The sequence below is a fragment of the Stenotrophomonas genospecies 5 genome (genome assembly GCF_054473825.1).
In genome coordinates this window covers 216,988-232,559 of record NZ_JBTMUW010000002.1, presented here as the reverse complement: position 1 = coordinate 232,559, position 15,572 = coordinate 216,988, and the positions used below count along the sequence as shown (strand labels likewise).

15 protein-coding genes are annotated in these 15,572 nt (G+C 68.2%); 12 read left to right on the top strand and 3 right to left on the bottom strand.

Features of this window, described 5'->3' with window-relative positions:
* Positions 1-171: 171 nt before the first annotated feature.
* Positions 172-810 carry a tetratricopeptide repeat protein gene (locus ACX9OW_RS16270; RefSeq protein WP_459062557.1) on the top strand — a complete coding sequence of 213 codons (639 nt, stop codon included), beginning with the start codon at positions 172-174 and terminating at the stop codon, positions 808-810.
* 72 nt (positions 811-882) lie between these two features.
* Here ACX9OW_RS16270 and ACX9OW_RS16265 read toward each other — a convergent pair whose 3' ends face one another.
* Positions 883-2,367 (bottom strand): AAA family ATPase, encoded by a 1,485-nt coding sequence (locus ACX9OW_RS16265; RefSeq protein ID WP_065182079.1) that lies wholly within the window; start codon positions 2,365-2,367, stop codon positions 883-885.
* Positions 2,368-2,490: 123 nt separating this feature from the next.
* Here ACX9OW_RS16265 and ACX9OW_RS16260 point away from each other — a divergent pair, with 123 nt between their 5' ends.
* The 9 genes from ACX9OW_RS16260 to ACX9OW_RS16220 all read left to right on the top strand — a co-directional run bounded on the left by ACX9OW_RS16260 (position 2,491) and on the right by ACX9OW_RS16220 (position 11,486).
* Positions 2,491-3,120, top strand: coding sequence for a ParA family protein (locus ACX9OW_RS16260; RefSeq protein WP_053519980.1), 630 nt, complete (start codon positions 2,491-2,493; stop codon positions 3,118-3,120).
* 51 nt (positions 3,121-3,171) lie between these two features.
* Positions 3,172-3,648, top strand: coding sequence for a SixA phosphatase family protein (locus ACX9OW_RS16255; RefSeq protein ID WP_053519979.1), 477 nt, complete (start codon positions 3,172-3,174; stop codon positions 3,646-3,648).
* Between the two features lie 4 nt (positions 3,649-3,652).
* Positions 3,653-4,270, top strand: coding sequence for a YceI family protein (locus ACX9OW_RS16250; protein ID WP_164152954.1), 618 nt, complete (start codon positions 3,653-3,655; stop codon positions 4,268-4,270).
* Positions 4,267-6,339 (top strand): phospholipase D family protein, encoded by a 2,073-nt coding sequence (locus ACX9OW_RS16245; protein ID WP_459062556.1) that lies wholly within the window; start codon positions 4,267-4,269, stop codon positions 6,337-6,339. The genes ACX9OW_RS16250 and ACX9OW_RS16245 overlap by 4 nt, the downstream gene beginning before the upstream one ends.
* Positions 6,340-6,349: 10 nt before the next feature.
* Positions 6,350-6,784 (top strand): hotdog fold thioesterase, encoded by a 435-nt coding sequence (locus ACX9OW_RS16240; RefSeq protein ID WP_053519976.1) that lies wholly within the window; start codon positions 6,350-6,352, stop codon positions 6,782-6,784.
* 120 nt (positions 6,785-6,904) lie between these two features.
* Positions 6,905-7,696 carry a lysophospholipid acyltransferase family protein gene (locus ACX9OW_RS16235; RefSeq protein WP_053519975.1) on the top strand — a complete coding sequence of 264 codons (792 nt, stop codon included), beginning with the start codon at positions 6,905-6,907 and terminating at the stop codon, positions 7,694-7,696.
* A gap of 7 nt (positions 7,697-7,703) precedes the next feature.
* The gene (locus ACX9OW_RS16230; protein WP_080375346.1) at positions 7,704-8,738 is read left to right on the top strand and encodes a YheT family hydrolase; all 1,035 of its coding nucleotides are present in this window, start codon (positions 7,704-7,706) and stop codon (positions 8,736-8,738) included.
* A gap of 56 nt (positions 8,739-8,794) precedes the next feature.
* A complete protein-coding gene (locus ACX9OW_RS16225) occupies positions 8,795-10,864 on the top strand; it encodes a tetratricopeptide repeat protein (RefSeq protein ID WP_180876356.1) in 2,070 nt (689 codons plus the stop codon).
* Positions 10,865-10,874: 10 nt separating this feature from the next.
* Positions 10,875-11,486, top strand: coding sequence for a YbhB/YbcL family Raf kinase inhibitor-like protein (locus tag ACX9OW_RS16220; RefSeq protein WP_065182075.1), 612 nt, complete (start codon positions 10,875-10,877; stop codon positions 11,484-11,486).
* 83 nt (positions 11,487-11,569) lie between these two features.
* Here ACX9OW_RS16220 and ACX9OW_RS16215 read toward each other — a convergent pair whose 3' ends face one another.
* Together ACX9OW_RS16215 and ACX9OW_RS16210 are read right to left on the bottom strand one after the other, a co-directional pair.
* A complete protein-coding gene (locus ACX9OW_RS16215) occupies positions 11,570-12,397 on the bottom strand; it encodes a DUF4377 domain-containing protein (RefSeq protein WP_459062555.1) in 828 nt (275 codons plus the stop codon).
* A gap of 73 nt (positions 12,398-12,470) precedes the next feature.
* Positions 12,471-13,265 carry an undecaprenyl-diphosphate phosphatase gene (locus ACX9OW_RS16210; protein ID WP_053520271.1) on the bottom strand — a complete coding sequence of 265 codons (795 nt, stop codon included), beginning with the start codon at positions 13,263-13,265 and terminating at the stop codon, positions 12,471-12,473.
* Between the two features lie 219 nt (positions 13,266-13,484).
* On the opposite strand from ACX9OW_RS16210, the gene glnA reads away from it, so the two are divergent.
* Positions 13,485-14,894, top strand: a complete 1,410-nt coding sequence (glnA, locus tag ACX9OW_RS16205) for a type I glutamate--ammonia ligase (RefSeq protein WP_053520266.1) — start codon at positions 13,485-13,487, stop codon at positions 14,892-14,894.
* A 319-nt stretch (positions 14,895-15,213) separates the two neighbouring features.
* Positions 15,214-15,552 carry a P-II family nitrogen regulator gene (locus tag ACX9OW_RS16200; RefSeq protein WP_004134334.1) on the top strand — a complete coding sequence of 113 codons (339 nt, stop codon included), beginning with the start codon at positions 15,214-15,216 and terminating at the stop codon, positions 15,550-15,552.
* The last annotated feature ends 20 nt before the right edge of the window (positions 15,553-15,572 follow it).

Below are 15,572 nucleotides of genomic sequence, written 5' to 3'. Positions count from 1 at the left end.
GCTGGCCCGGTCAGGATCGGCTGGCACCGGCCGCGTGCAGGCACGCGACGGGGAAGGCGCGAATTGTAGCAGTGAGGCCGCGCAGGCCCCGGCACTCGCGCCGGCGGCCATGCTGCGGTTAGGATCAGGAGGAGAGAGAGGGGCTGCGGTCGCAGCCCGGGGGAAGAAGGAATGTCAGTGGCAGTAAAGATCCTGACCGGCATCCTGCTGGTCTCGGGGGCGGCCTCCGCGTGGGCGGCGCCGGTATTGCCGGCGCCACAGGAGTTCTATTTCGACAACGATGCCGCGGCTGCGCCGATGGTGGTCGTGCAGCAGTCGCAGGGCGATGCCCTGGTGGCGCAGCTGCTCAAGCAGCGCGAGCGTGGCCGGCGCGTGGTGGAAGCGACCGTGCAGCTGGCCTCGGTGGCGATCGCGCAGGGCCGTAGCGAACTTGGCGAGCAGCTGTACCGCGAAGCATTGAAGGATGCCCCGGTGCAGAGCAGCGTCGGTCGCGGCGTACGCTGGAACTATGGTTGGGACCTGCTGCGGCAGGGGCAGCCGGAGGCCGCGCTGGAGCAGTGGCAGGCCGCCGCCGGCAGTACGCTCAGCAAGCCGAGCTGGTTGCCGCCAAGCTACGCGTTGGCACTGTGGCGCCTGGGGCAGAAGGAGCAGGCCGTGCAGTGGTACGCCGCTGCCGTGCGCACCGAACCGTCGCAGTGGAGCGACAGCAGCCGCTACGCGCAGCTGCTGCCGCAGTGGCGCGAGGACGAGCGCGCGTCGCTGGCCGAAGTACAGCAGGCCTGGGCTGCCGCGCCGCCGGCCTGGCCCTGAGGGCAGGCGTGGTGCCGGGGTGCACCCGGCACCTGCAGAGGGCAACAGCCTGCGCCGCGGGTGGCAGACCGCTCAGTCGTCCGCAGACACCGTGCGACCGGACGCCCACTCGCGCAACGCCGCCACCTGCTCGGCCATCAGCACCGACAAGGGCCGTGTCGCCCGGATCTCGCCCATCAGCGTTTCGGTATCCAGCGGCCGGTTCTCGGCATGGGCCGCATACAGCCCGGCCACGATGGCCTGCTCGATCTCCGCACCGGAGAACCCGTTGGACGCTGCGGCAAGCGCCGGCAGCGCGAAGTCGTCCGCAGTGAGCTGGCGTCGCCCCAGGTGCAGGCGCAGCAGTTCCACCCGCACCTCGGGCGAGGGCAGGTCGACGAAGAAGATCTCGTCGAAGCGTCCCTTGCGCAGCAGCTCCGCGGGCAGCTCATGCACCTGGTTGGCGGTAGCGACGATGAACACCGGCGCCTTGCGTTCGGCCATCCAGGTCAGCAGGTAGCCAAGCACGCGGCGCGATACCCCACCGTCGTCGCCACCACTGGCCAGGCCCTTCTCGATCTCGTCCATCCACAGCACGCAGGGCGCCAGCTGCTCGGCCGAGGCCAGGGCCTGGCGCAGGTTGGACTCGGTCTCGCCGTGGTACTTGTTGTACAGCGCGCCCACGTCCAGGCGCAGCAGCGGTACGCCGAACCCGGCGGCGGTGGCCTTGGCCAGCATCGACTTGCCGCAGCCCTGCACGCCCAGCAGCAGCATGCCGCGCGGTGGATCCAGCCCTGCCGGTGCCGAGCCGGCGATGAAGGCGACACGGCGCTGGTTGATCCAGCGCTTGAGCCGGTTGGCGCCGGCCACGTCGCCGAAGCGCGCGCTGTCATGCTCGAAGAACAGGTGGCCGCTGCGGTTGAGCAGCTCGAACTTCAGCCGCGCCAGCTGTGGCAGGTCGTCGTCGCGCAGCGCACCGTCGGCGTAGATGAGCTGCCGGGCGATGCGCCGGGCGTCGACCAGGCTCAGGCCCTGCAGGTTCTTCAGGATCTTCTTCACCGCCTCGCTGTCGACCTCCACGCGGCGGCCGCCGTGCTCGCGTGCATAGGCATCGGCCTCTTCGCGCAGCATCTTCAGCAGCGCATTGGCGTCGGGCAGGCGCGGGTTGAAGCGCACCGCCAGGGCTTCCAGCTCGGCCGGCAGTTCGACCTTGGCACCGATCAGCACCAGCACATGGGGTTCGCTGTGGCGGCGCTGGATCAGGTCGCGCAGCGCGCGCTGGTGGCTGGCATAGCCCAGATAGGGATGGAAATCGAGCAGCAGGTACACCCCGCGCTGGTCGGCCTGGCGGATCATCTGCAGCGCCGCGCTGGCATCGGGCGGTCCGACCGGCGCATCCTCGCTGTCCAGATCGATGCGGCGCAGGCCCTCGGTGATCGACCAGCGGTGCAGGGCCCGCCATACATGCATCAGTGTCTGCCGGAACAACTCGACGATGCGGCCCTCGTCCTGGGTCTCCACCACGATCAGGGGGGTATTGGCGCGGATCAGCGCGCTCAGGTCCTGCAGTTCGCTCATGCGGGTTCGATCCTTCGGGGGCGTCACCATAGCAAAGCCGATGCCGACAGGTTCAGCGCGGCTCTACCTCCCGTCACCATCGCCGGTGTACGCTCGGGGCACGTACCCGGAAGCGAGGCTGGCATGAAGACGATCCTGGTGGCCGGTTCCAAGGGCGGGGTGGGCAAGACCACCGTCGCCACCCACCTGGCCGCGTACGCGGCATTGCAGGGCAAGGCCACGGTGATCGCCGATGCCGACCCGCAGGGCTCCAGCACCCGCTGGGCACAGCGCCGCGCCGGCCTGGAAAGCGCGGTGCTGCCGATCGACGTGTACCGGAAGAAGCAATGGGCCCAGAAGCTGCCCGATGGCACCGAGACCGTCATCATCGATGCGCCTGCCGGCGCGTTGGCCGACGATATCCCCCATTTCCTTGATGCCGCCGATGCGGTGGTGGTGCCGGTGCTGCCCTCGGCGCTGGACATCGAAGCCATCGTCGGCTTCCTCAACAGCCTGGCCCAGGTGCCGCGCGTGCACAGCCGCAAGCTGCCGGTGGGGCTGGTGCTCAACCGCACCAAGCCCTGGACCCAGACCTCGCAGCAGGCGCTGCAGATGCTGGCCGAATGGCCGTACCCGGTGGTCGCACAGCTGCGCGACAGCCAGAGCTACGTGGTCATGACCGGCCTGGGCCGCAGCCTGTTCGACTATCGCTCCGCCCAGGTGCGCGAGCACCAGGCCGACTGGGAACCTCTGCTGTCCTGGCTGAAGCTGTGACCGTTCACGCCTGGGCCCTTGCTCCACTCCCCGATTCCATGGATATCCGCGATGCGTGAACTGATCCTGCTGCGCCATGCCCACGCCGAACCGGCCACCCCGGGCCAGGCCGACCTCGACCGGCCCCTGTCGCCGGTCGGGCTTGCCGAAGCCGAAGCCGCCGGCCGCTGGCTGAAGGAGAACAAGCTGCTGCCGGATTGCGTGCTGTGCTCGCCTTCGCGGCGGACCCGCGAAACCCTGGAAGCGGTGATGGCGGCCATCGGCTATGTCGAAAAGCGCCTGGAAGACCGCATCTACGAAGCCACCCCGGGCACCCTGGCGGCACTGGTGGATGAACGCCGCGATCTCGACCGCGTGCTGGTCGTGGGCCACAACCCCGGCCTGGAACGGCTGGTGGCCCTGATGACCGAAGGCAGCAGCAGCGATTACCGCGGCATGCCGCCGGCCGGCATCGCGGTGCTCGGCTTCCCGCGCGAAGCGGCGATCGAGCCGGGCGTGGCCAGCCTGAACGCCTTCTGGTGGCCGTGAGCCGATGAGCCTGCGGTGGCCCGGCCGCTGCCTGTTGCCCCTGCTGCTGGCACTCGCCCCGGCCTGGGCGGGCGTGCCCCAGCCAACCACGTTGCCTCCGGTGCGCGCCGATGGCCCCCGCGTGCTGCTGCTCGACAGCCAGCATTCGCGCATCGGCTTCGAAGTACGCACCCGCTTCGGGCAGCGCATCGAGGGGGTGTTCCCGCAGTTCGAGGGGCGCATCGAGGTGCTCTCCGACGGCCGCCACCAGGTGCACCTGAAGATGTTCACCCGTTCGGTGGAGATTCCCGGCAAGGCCCGCTACACCGGCTGGATGCGGGGCGAGGAGTTCTTCGACGCCGGGCGGCACCCCATGGTGGAGTTCGATTCGCTGCCCTACTGGCCCGACACGGTGGCCGAAGGCGGCGACATCGAAGGCCGTCTGACCCTGCGCGGGGTCAGCCATCCTGAATCGCTGCGGGTCGAGAAGGCGCAGTGCGCCCGACCCGGCTATGATTGCGACGTCGTCAGCCGCGGTACCGTGCAACGAGGCCGGTATGGCATGGACAGCTGGCAGCTTGCCTTGAGTGACCGAGTGACCTTCGTATTGCGAGCGCGCCTGAGCGAGGCGCCGAAACCGTGAATCTGCTGCTGCGGGTGCTGGCGCTGGCAACGGTGTTGCTTGGCAGTGGCTGTGCGTCGCTGTCGCACGCCGAGCGCGACCGTGCCGAAGCGATTGCCGTGCAGGCGCGCTCCACCGAGGTCGAGTGCCAGCGTGCCGATCGCTGCGCGCAGGAGTCGCCGCTGCGCGCGCTCGCTGGCCGCGCATTCAGCGAGTCCACCGAAACCCGTCCCCGTCATTACGCCACCCTGCTGGATGAGGGAGAGGGCGCACTGGTCGCGCGCCTGAACCTGTTGCGCAGTGCCACCCGCAGCATCGATCTGCAGACCTATATCTTCGACAAGGACGACAGTGCCCGGCTGGTCATCGATGAACTGCTCGCCGCCTCGAAGCGGGGAGTGAAGGTGCGGCTGCTGATCGACCAGCTCTCGGCCATCTCCGACCTGCAGATTCTCGGCGCCCTGTCCGGCGCCCACGAGAACTTCCAGCTGCGGGTGTACAACCCCACCTTCGGCAAGGCGCGGCTGAACTACTTCGACTATGCCGGCAGCGTGCTGTGCTGTTTCCGCCGCTTCAACCAGCGCATGCACAACAAGCTGCTGGTGATTGATGACGCAATCGGCGTGGTTGGCGGCCGCAACTACCAGGACGACTATTACGACTGGGACCGCGAGTACAACTTCCGCGATCGCGACGTATTGATCGCCGGCCCGGAAGTGCGCGAGATGGCGGCCAACTTCGATGCGTTCTGGCGCGCCCGCCGCAGCGTGCCGGCCGAACGCCTGAACGACGTCGGACGCACGCTGCTGCGCGAGGGCGTGCCGGCCCTGCCGCCCGCCACCTTCCGCCGTCCCGAGCGGGTGCAGCGGGTCAGCGCGGAGGCCAACGACATGGACTTCGTCACCCGCTCCTTCGTCGACACCGCGTTGCCGGTGGCGTCGGTGCGCTACGTCGCCGACCTGCCGCGAAAGCATCGGCGCGAAAAGGTCGATGCGCCGCTGGCCAGCCAGCACGTCACCGAGCCACAGCTCGACGCACTGATCGCCAGCGCGCAGCACGAAGTGATCCTGCAGACGCCGTACCTGGTGCTGTCCAAACCCGCGCAGACGTTGTTCCGCGATCTACGCAAGCGTCCGCAGCCGCCGCGCGTGCTGGTGTCCACCAACAGCCTGGCGGCCACCGACAACCCGATCGTCTACGCGCTGTCGTACAAGTACAAGCGGCGCAACATGCGTGAGCTGGGCTTCAACATCTTCGAATACAAGCCGTTCCCGCTCGATGCGCCGGTCGACTACCGCAACCTGCTGCCGGACCCGATCGAGGCGCCGCCGGGCCAGGACAGTGGCGGACGCAATCCGCTGATCGGCGGCAGCGCTGCCGGCAGCAATGCCCGCAGCGGCGGTACGTCCACCGCCACCGACGCCGCCGCCACCACGACTGGCGCCGACGAAGCGCCGGCGGTTTTCCGCCCCCGCACCGGCAGCGCCTACGAGAATGCGCGGGCGCGCCGCCGCGCCGCCGGCAGTGAAGTGGAAACGCGTCTGCTGCGCACCGAGACGCGGCCCTCGTTCCTGGGCAGCAAGGCGGTCAACAAGCCGCTGCCTGTGACCCGCAAGGGTGCGCGCATGGGGTTGCACGCGAAGTCGCTGGTGGTCGACCGCCGCATCGGCGTGGTCGGCACCCACAACTTCGATCCGCGCAGCGAGAACTACAACACCGAAGGTGCGGTGATCATCGACGATCCGGTGTTCGCCGAGCAGCTGGCGCAGAGCATCCTGCGCGACATCCACCCGCAGAACTCCTGGACGGTCGCGCCACGCGCCAAGCCGCCGGTGCTGTCCGGGCTCAACTACAGCGTCGGCAAGGCCTCCGAGGCGCTGCCGATCCTCGATTTCTGGCCGTGGCGCTACGCCACCGACTACGAGTTCAAGCCGGGTCCGGACTGCCCGCAGCCGCTGCCCCGGCAGAGCCCGGACTTCCACCAGTGCTACGTTGCCGTGGGCGACTTCCCCGAAGTCAACGTCGGACCGAAGTGGCTGCTGGTGCGCATGCTGACCGCGTTCGGCGCCGGCCTCGTCCCCATCCTCTGAAGGTGCCCGCATGACCCAGGTGTTCCGCGAAGCCGTATCCCTCGAGCAGCTCAATGCGCTCAGCCGCAACACGGCCATCGCGTCGCTGGGCATCGTCTTCAGCGCTGCCGGTGAAGACTGGCTGCAGGCCACCATGCCGGTGGACGAGCGCACCCGCCAGCCCTACGGAATTCTGCATGGCGGCGCATCGGTGGTGCTGGCCGAGACCCTGGGCAGCAGCGCGGGGAATCTGTGCGTGGAGGCCGGCAAGCAGATCTGCGTGGGCCTGGAGATCAACGCCAACCATGTGCGCGCGGTGCGTTCGGGCACCGTCACCGGTACCGCACGCGCGCTGCACGTGGGTCGCAGCACGCAGCTGTGGGAGATCCGCATCGAGGACGAGCAGGGCCGGCTGGTGTGCATCTCGCGGCTGACCCTGGCCGTGGTGGCTGCCGGCCACGGCTGAGGCCCTGGCCAGGCCCGCGACAGCGGCGGAACCCAGCGTTCCCCGCCGATTGCCCCGATCAAGCGGATTTATGGCCTGAACCAGCTGGCAGCGATGGCAGCCCTCCGGTATCGTGCGCGGATGACTTCCCCCACTCCGGCCCCCCGCGGCGGCGTGGCGCGTGTGTGCCGTTACCTGTACCGCGTACCGCTGCTGTTGGTCCACATCCTCGTGTTCCTGCCGCTCACCCTGCTGGGCATGCTCGCGCCGTGGGCGAACCTGCGCGTGGGCCAGGACCGTCTCGGTGCCAAAGTGGTGAACGCGTGGCAGGGCGGCCTGATGTGGATCTTCGGTTTCCGCCTGGTGCGCTTCGGCCAGCCGCTGCCCGGCGCGGTGCTGTTCGTCGCCAACCACGTCAGCTGGGTCGACATCAGCATCCTGCACAGCCAGCGCATGATGGGCTTCGTCGCCAAGCGCGAGATCGCCGGCTGGCCGGTGGTCGGCTGGCTGGCCGCGCGCGGCCAGACCATCTTCCACCAGCGTGGCAACACCGAGTCGCTCGGTGGGGTGATGCAGGTGATGGCCGATCGCCTGCGTGAAGGCAAGGCCGTGGGCGTGTTCCCGGAGGGGCGCACCCGCGGGGGCCACGAAGTGGGCCCGTTCCACGCCCGGATCTTCCAGGCGGCAGTCGAGACCGGTGTGCCGGTGCAGCCGGTGGCGCTGGTGTACGGAACGAAGGGCGACGCGCAGACGATCGTGGCCTTCGGCCCGGGCGAGAGTTTCTTCGCCAATTTCCTGCGCCTGCTCGGTGAGCCGGCGCGACGTGCGGAAGTGCACTTCCTGGCACCGATCGGTGCCCAGGACCTGGAAGGCCGTCGGCGCATCGCGGAGACCTCGCGCGCGCGCATCGTGGCGGCCATGAGCGGGGAGTGAGGCCGTGGTGGCCCTGGTCCCGCCACCGCCTGTCGACGCATCCGCGTCGATGCTGACTGCGGCCGATTACCAGCCGCCGCGCTGGCTGCGCAATCCCCACCTGCAGTCGATGCTCAGTTCCAGCCGCATGCGCCTGCAGCGCGGCCTGCTGCTGCTGGCCGCCACCGGCGCGGTCAGCGAGGAAATGATCCTCGATGGTGGCGAGGGCGTGCGCCTGCAGGGCTGGCACAGCCACGTCGAGGGGCGCGAACCGCGTGGCATCGCACTGCTGCTGCATGGCTGGGAAGGCAGCGCCGAGTCCAGCTACATGCGCATGGCCGCCGCGCGCATGCTCGAGCAGGGCTTCGACGTGGTGCGGCTGAACTTCCGTGACCATGGCAACACCCATCACCTCAACCCCGGCATCTTCCATTCCAACCTGATCGACGAAGTGGTGCATGCCGCGGGCGACGTCGCCCAGCGCTGGCCGCACCTGCCGCTGGTCGCCGCTGGCTACTCGCTGGGTGGCAACTTCGTGCTGCGCCTGGCCCTGCGTGCGCCGGCAGCCGGCGTGCCGCTGCTGCGGGTGGCCTCGGTGTGCCCGGTGCTGGACCCGGCGTTGACCATGGAGAGCATCGAGAACGGCCCGGCGATGTACGACTGGTATTTCCGCCGCAAGTGGACCGTCTCGCTGCGCCGCAAGCGCGACCTGTTCCCCGAGTTGAGTGACTGCGACGATCGCGTGCTGAAGCTGGACATCCGCGCGCTGACCGCATGGCTGGTCGAGCGCCATACCACCTTCGGTTCGCTGCAGGCGTATTTCGACGGCTACTCGATTGCCGGTGATCGCCTGTCCGGGCTGCAGGTGCCGGCCGACATCCTGATGGCACAGGATGATCCGGTGATCCCGTATTCCACATTCCGCGACTGGCAGCTGCCACGCCAGGCGCATCTGGAAACGGCGTGCTGGGGCGGTCACTGCGGTTTCCTGGAAAACTGGCGTGGTGACGGCTTCTCCGAGCGCTGGGTGGCGCAGCGCCTGCGGCGGGTTCTGCAGGCCTGAACCGGGACCGGCGCGCAGGCCGCTACAATGCGGGTTTGCCCTTGAACCGGACCGCCATGCAAGACCAGATCATCCAAGCGTTGCGCCAGAACGAGGCCGGCCAGGCCGTGCAGCTGGCCCAGGCGTGGACCCGTGACGAACCCGGCCTGGCCGCGGCCCACCGCTGGCTGGCGCTTGCGCTGCAGCAGCAGGGCAAGCCCGGCGACGCGATGGACGCCCTGCAGCAGGCGCTGCGGCTGGCCCCCGACGATGCCCAGCTGCATCTGCAGCATGCCGGCCTGCTGTTGGCGCTGCGCGAATACCAGGGCGCCGACGAGGCGCTGCTGCGTACCACCGATCTCAATCCGAATGCATTTTCCGCCTACCTTATGCAGGCGCACCTGGCGATCGGCCGCAATGACTTCGACGAAGCCCAGCGCCTGTCGACCCTGGCCGCGCGCGTCGAACCGGATCATCCCGATCTGCTGCACATCGACGGCATGATCGCCCTGCGCCGTGATGATCCTGATCGCGCGCTGGCCCTGCTGTCGCAGGCCAACCAGGCCCAGCCGAATGATCCGCGCGTGCTGTATGCACTGGGCTTTGCCTATCTGGGCAAGGACATGCTGGCATTCGCCGAGCAGGCCTTCCGCCGCGTGCTGGAGCTCAACCCGTCGCTGTCGTCCCTGCACGGGCTGGTCGTGCAGCTGGCGTTGCGGCAGGGCAATCTCGAGGCCGCCGCCGAGGCCATGCAGGTGGCGCTGCAGCAGCCAGGCATGGACCACGCATCGCTGCGGCGCCTGGCCGGTGAGCTGGCGCTGCGCAGCGGGCAGCCCTTGCAGGCGCTGGAACACCTGCTGCCGCTGCTGGAATCGCAGCCGGCAGACCGGCAGATGCTGCAGCTGCTGCTGATGTCGTGGCAGCGGCTGGGCCGCGAGGAAGAAGCACGCGCACGCCTGGATGCGGCGCTGGAAAACAACCCGCAGCTGCATGACCTGTGGCTGGCACGCCTGTCGGTGGAAGAGGTGGGCAGCGATGCGGCGGTTGCCGTGGTCGAGCGCTGGATCGAAGCGATGCCTGGCCATGTGCCCGCCCTGGAGGCGCGTCTGCGGCTGCACGATATGGCGGGTGAGCACGCACAGGCTGAAGGCATCGCAGAACGCATCGTCAGCCTCGAGCCGGGCCGTGTCAGCGCCGAGTCCCGCCTTGTCGAGGGCCTGCTGCAGCGCGACCCCGCTGCTGCCGTTGCCCGCGTGCAGGCGCTGATCGAACAGGCCGCGGAGGGCCATCGCGCTGACCTGCGCACCTGGCTGGGCGAGATCCAGGATCGCGCCGGGCAACCGGATGCCGCCCTGGCAACCTGGCTGGCGCTGCAGGCCGACCAGGCGCCGCAGCGCCTGCCGCTGCCGCCGCAGGCGAAGGCACCGCCGAGCTGGCCGGACAAGGGCAGTGTCGACGAATCCAACACGTCGGCGCCGATTTTCCTGTGGGGCGCACCGGGTTCGGGTGTGGAGCGCGTGGCGACCGGCCTGGCCGCTGCCAGCCCGGTGCTGCGCAGTGATCGCTACACCAGCAACCCGCCGGATGATGCGTTCCAGAACTACCACACGCTGCAGGACCTGGCGTCCGGCGTGCTGACGCCGGAGCGGCTGGTGCAGCGCTGGCGCGAGCAGCTGCCGGCGCGCGGCGTGCAGGGCGACACGATCATCGACTGGCTGCTGTGGTGGGACAACGCGCTGCTGTGGGCGCTGCGCCCGCAGCTGCCGCAGGGCCGCCTGCTGATCGTGCTGCGTGATCCGCGCGACATGCTGCTGGACTGGGTGGCCTATGGCGCTGCCGCGCCGCTGGCGATGACCTCGCTGGCCGAGGCCGGCGAATGGCTGGCGCGTGCGCTGGCCCAGGTCGCGACCCTGAACGAGGAAGATCTGTACCCGCATGTGCTGCTGCGGATCGATCACATCGGCAATGATGCGCAGGCGATGGCCGAGCTGCTGGGACGCCTGTTCGAGCGCCCCATGCCCGTGGCAGCCCAGCTTGGCGTGCCGCGCTTCCCGCCGGGCCACTGGCGCCACTACCGCGACGTGATGAGCGCCGCTTTCGCCCAGCTGACACCGATCGCGGTGCGCCTGGGCTACCCGGAAGAGTGAGGACCGTCCGATGAAACTGAGCAGCCACAGCCTGACCAACGGCGCACCGATCGACCGCGAATTCGCCGCCGGCGACACCGCCGGTTTCGCGCCGGACCGCAATCCCCACCTGGCCTGGAGCGATGTGCCCGAGGGCACCCGCTCGTTCGTGCTGATCTGCGTGGACCCGGATGTGCCGACCGTGCCGGACACCGTCGGCCGCAGCGATATGACGGTGCCACGCGACCAGCCGCGCTGCGACTTCGTGCACTGGGTGATGGCCGACATCCCTGCCAGCGTGCACGAGATCGCCGCGGGCAGCTGCAGCGATGGCTTCGTGGTCAAGGGCAAGGCCGCACCGGCCGGTCCGGCCGGCAGCCGGCAGGGCCTGAACGACTTCACCGGCTGGTTCGCCGGCAATCCGGACATGGCCGGTGATTACCTGGGCTACGACGGCCCGTACCCGCCGTTCAACGACGAGCGGCTGCACCGCTACTTCTTCCGTGTGTTCGCGCTGGACGTGGCCGCGCTGGCGTTGCCGGAGCGCTTCACCGCCGCGGATGTCCATCGCGCCATGCATGGCCATGTGCTGGCCGAGGCGGCGCTGCACGGCACCTACACGTTGAATCCGGCGCTGGCCTGACCGCGCAGCGTGTTTCTGCAGCGCCGGGCAGTACGCCCAGCGGCAACGAAGAAGGGCGGCCCTGCGGCCGCCCTTCTGCATGCTTACTTCTTCTCGACGGCCGACTCGACCACCATGTCCAGCACATACGCCTGCGACGGCGCATCGGCCGGCGGGTTCTTCACCTCGTAGCGCTTCACCCGCACGACGTTGCGCACGCCGTCTTCGTGGGTGTAGCCCTCGATGTTGCCGTAGAAGTTCTCGAACTTGCCCGGCTCGCCCTGCTTGAGGCCCTTGTCGTCATACTTCACCTCGCGGACCTGCAGGCACTGGTAGTCCGGGATCAGCGGGTGCGAGCACTTCTCGGTCCGGGCGGCCACTTCCAGGAACACGGTTTCGCCGGCGCCGCCATAGCGGGTTTCAGCGGCGGGTTCCGGAGCGAAGACCAGCGTGTCGCCCTGTGCGCTGGTCAGGGTCAGCGTGCCGGCGGCATCCTGCTCCGCCTTCAGTTCGCCCTGCAGGCGGCTGGATACGGCCTCGTCCAGCGCCATCAGCGACTTGTCCGCGCAGGCCATCATCGTCGAGGCCATCGCGCTGACACTCAGCTTTCCGTCGGCCAGGGTGTAACCGCCACTCATGCGGTTGCAGGTATTGCTGACCGACAGGCGGCCATCGACGAAGTCCAGGGTGACCGGCTTGTCTTCACGGGCGAACAGCGCGTCGATGCGCTTGCCGTCGGCGGCCGTGGCCTTCTGCAGCCGCCAGTGCTGGCTCTGCAGGCGCTGCGCGTCCAGGTGCGCCAGCGTCTGCTGGTCTGCCGCCTTGGTCGCCGCCGGGGCCACGTCGTCGCCGCCGGTTCCGGCCGGGGCCGGGGTCTGGCTGCAGGCGGCCAGCAGGGCCAGCGGGAGGAGCAGGGTGAGCTTGCGGTTCATGGTGATTCTCCTTGGGGAACCGAGGGGGAAACGGGGCGGGGCCGGCAACGGGGTTGCCGTTCCCCGCCGCTGTTCAGGTGCCGGACGGCAACCACAGCAGCAGTGCGGCACCCAGCGCGATGCGGTACAGGGCGAACGCGGTGAAGCGGTGCGATTTGATGTAGCCCAGCAGCCACTTCACTACGATGAAGCCGGTGATGACGGCGGCAACGAACGCCACGCCGACATCGGCCCAGTTCTCGCTGGCCAGTTGTCCCTTCTTGGCCAGCTCGAGGAACGCATAGGCGCTGGCGGCGAACATGGTGGGAATGCCGACCAGGAACACGAACTCGGCGGCGGCTGCGCGACGGCTCAGGCCCAGCAGCATGGCCAGGAAGATGGCCGACGCCGAGCGCGAGGTGCCGGGGAACACGCCGGCCACCACCTGTGCCAGACCGACACCGATCGCCACCGTCCAGGTAACCTGGTCGCGGTCGGGCAGGCGCGCGGTATACAGCTCCACCAGCAGCATCCAGATGCCGCCGATGATCAGCGCCCAGGCGATCGGGCTGACCGTTTCCGGAAGTTCCCAGCCGAGCAGGCGCACCGGCAGCCCGACCACGGCGGTGACCAGGAATGCCGCGCCCAGCTTGAACACGTAGTCGCGGTTCTCGCGCTGTCCCAGGCCGGTGGCCAGACTCCACAGGCGCTGGCGGAACACCAGCACCACGGCCAGGATCGCGCCGGCCTGGATGATGATGTTGAAGAAATCCGAACGTGCGCCCAGCCAATGCTGGGCGATCAGCAGGTGGCCGGTACTGGAGATCGGCAGGAATTCGGTCAAGCCTTCGAGGATGCCCAGCAGCAGGGCGGAGAGCAGGTCGGACATGGACAGTGCGGGCGCGTGCGGCGGAAGAAGGTCGAGAGGATAGACCATCCATGCCGCACCAAAGGGGTGCATCCGCGTGCCTGCGCACCCCTTTGGTGCAGGCTGTGCCGCACTGACTCAGTGCACGCTGTGTGAAATCAAGGACTTGCAGGGCGCAAAAAGTTGGCACGGTCATTGCTGTACCTCAGCAGGCATTCATTCCCATCCGAGGTCGTACCGATGTCCGTGGAAAACGTTGAGAAGCTGATCAAGGACAACCAGATCGAGTTCGTCGATCTGCGCTTTGTCGACATGCGCGGTGTCGAACAGCATGTCACCTTCCCGGTCAGCATCGTCGAAGCGTCGCTGTTCGAAGAAGGCAAGATGTTCGATGGCAGCTCGATCGCCGGCTGGAAGGGCATCAACGAATCGGACATGGTCCTGCTGCCGGATCCGTCCAGCGCCTATGTCGATCCGTTCTACGCCGATCCCACTCTGGTGATCAGCTGCGACATCCTCGATCCGGCCACCATGCAGGCCTACGGCCGCTGCCCGCGCGGCATCGCCAAGCGCGCCGAGGCCTACCTGAAGTCCTCGGGCATCGCCGAATCGGCGTTCTTCGGCCCGGAGCCGGAATTCTTCATCTTCGACTCGGTCCGTTTCGCCAATGAAATGGGCAACACCTTCTTCAAGGTCGACTCGGAAGAAGCCGCCTGGAACAGCGGCGCGAAGTACGACGGCGCCAACAGCGGCTACCGCCCGGGCGTGAAGGGCGGCTACTTCCCGGTGCCGCCGACCGACACCCTGCACGACCTGCGTGCGGAAATGTGCAAGACGCTGGAACAGGTCGGCATCGAAGTGGAAGTGCAGCACCACGAGGTGGCCACCGCCGGCCAGTGCGAGATCGGCACCAAGTTCAGCACCCTGGTGCAGAAGGCCGATGAGCTGCTGCGCATGAAGTACGTCATCAAGAACGTCGCGCACCGCAACGGCAAGACCGTCACCTTCATGCCCAAGCCGATCGTCGGCGACAACGGCAGCGGCATGCACGTGCACCAGTCGCTGTCCAAGGGCGGCGCCAACCTGTTCTCCGGCGACGGTTACGGCGGCCTGAGCCAGCTGGCGCTGTGGTACATCGGCGGCATCTTCAAGCATGCCCGAGCCATCAATGCCTTCGCCAACTCGGGCACCAACAGCTACAAGCGCCTGGTGCCGGGCTTCGAAGCACCGGTGATGCTGGCCTATTCGGCGCGCAACCGTTCGGCGTCGTGCCGCATTCCGTGGGTCTCCAACCCGAAGGCACGCCGCATCGAAATGCGCTTCCCCGATCCGATCCAGTCCGGCTACCTGACCTTCACCGCGCTGATGATGGCCGGCCTGGACGGCATCAAGAACCAGATCGACCCGGGCGCACCGAGCGACAAGGACCTGTACGACCTGCCGCCGGAAGAAGAGAAGCTGATTCCGCAGGTCTGCTCCTCGCTGGACCAGGCGCTGGAAGCGCTGGACAAGGACCGTGAGTTCCTGAAGGCCGGCGGCGTGATGAGCGATGACTTCATCGACGGCTACATCGCCCTGAAGATGCAGGAAGTGACCAAGTTCCGCGCGGCGACCCACCCGCTGGAATACCAGCTGTACTACGCCAGTTGACCGGGCGGCGATGGCGGCGGGCTTCCCCCTCCCACCCGCCGCCATCGCCTCCGATCTTTGCGGCTGGGGAGCCGCAGGGTGGGCTCCGGCCCACCGTGGTAGAGCGGACCGTGGGTCCGTTGATCCAGGGGCAAGAGAGACCGGATACGCGACATGGGCCGCCCTCCCTCCCGCGTCGGTCGTGCAAGGAGAGAGGCACGACCGTCCCGGCCCCGTTCGTGTCCGGTGCAACAGCCACGGCCATCGATGTGATGGCCCGTGGTTGCCTGATGCCATCGCGCGTTGGCGCGCTGGCCCCATCCACCATCGGGACATGCGCATGAAACTGATCTCCGCCATCATCCGACCGTTCAAGCTCGACGAGGTCCGCGAGGCCCTCTCCGATGCTGGCGTGTCGGGCATCACCGTGACCGAAGTGAAAGGCTTCGGCCGCCAGAAGGGCCATACCGAGCTGTACCGCGGCGCAGAGTACGTCGTCGATTTCCTGCCCAAGATCAAGATCGAAACCGTGGTCACCGACGAGCGCGCCGATGCGGTGATCGAGGCGATCCAATCGTCGGCAGGTACCGGCAAGATCGGTGACGGCAAGATCTTCGTCACCGCCGTCGAACAGGTCATCCGCATCCGCACCGGCGAAATCGGTGCAGACGCGCTGTAACCCCCTTCCGGAGACTCCCC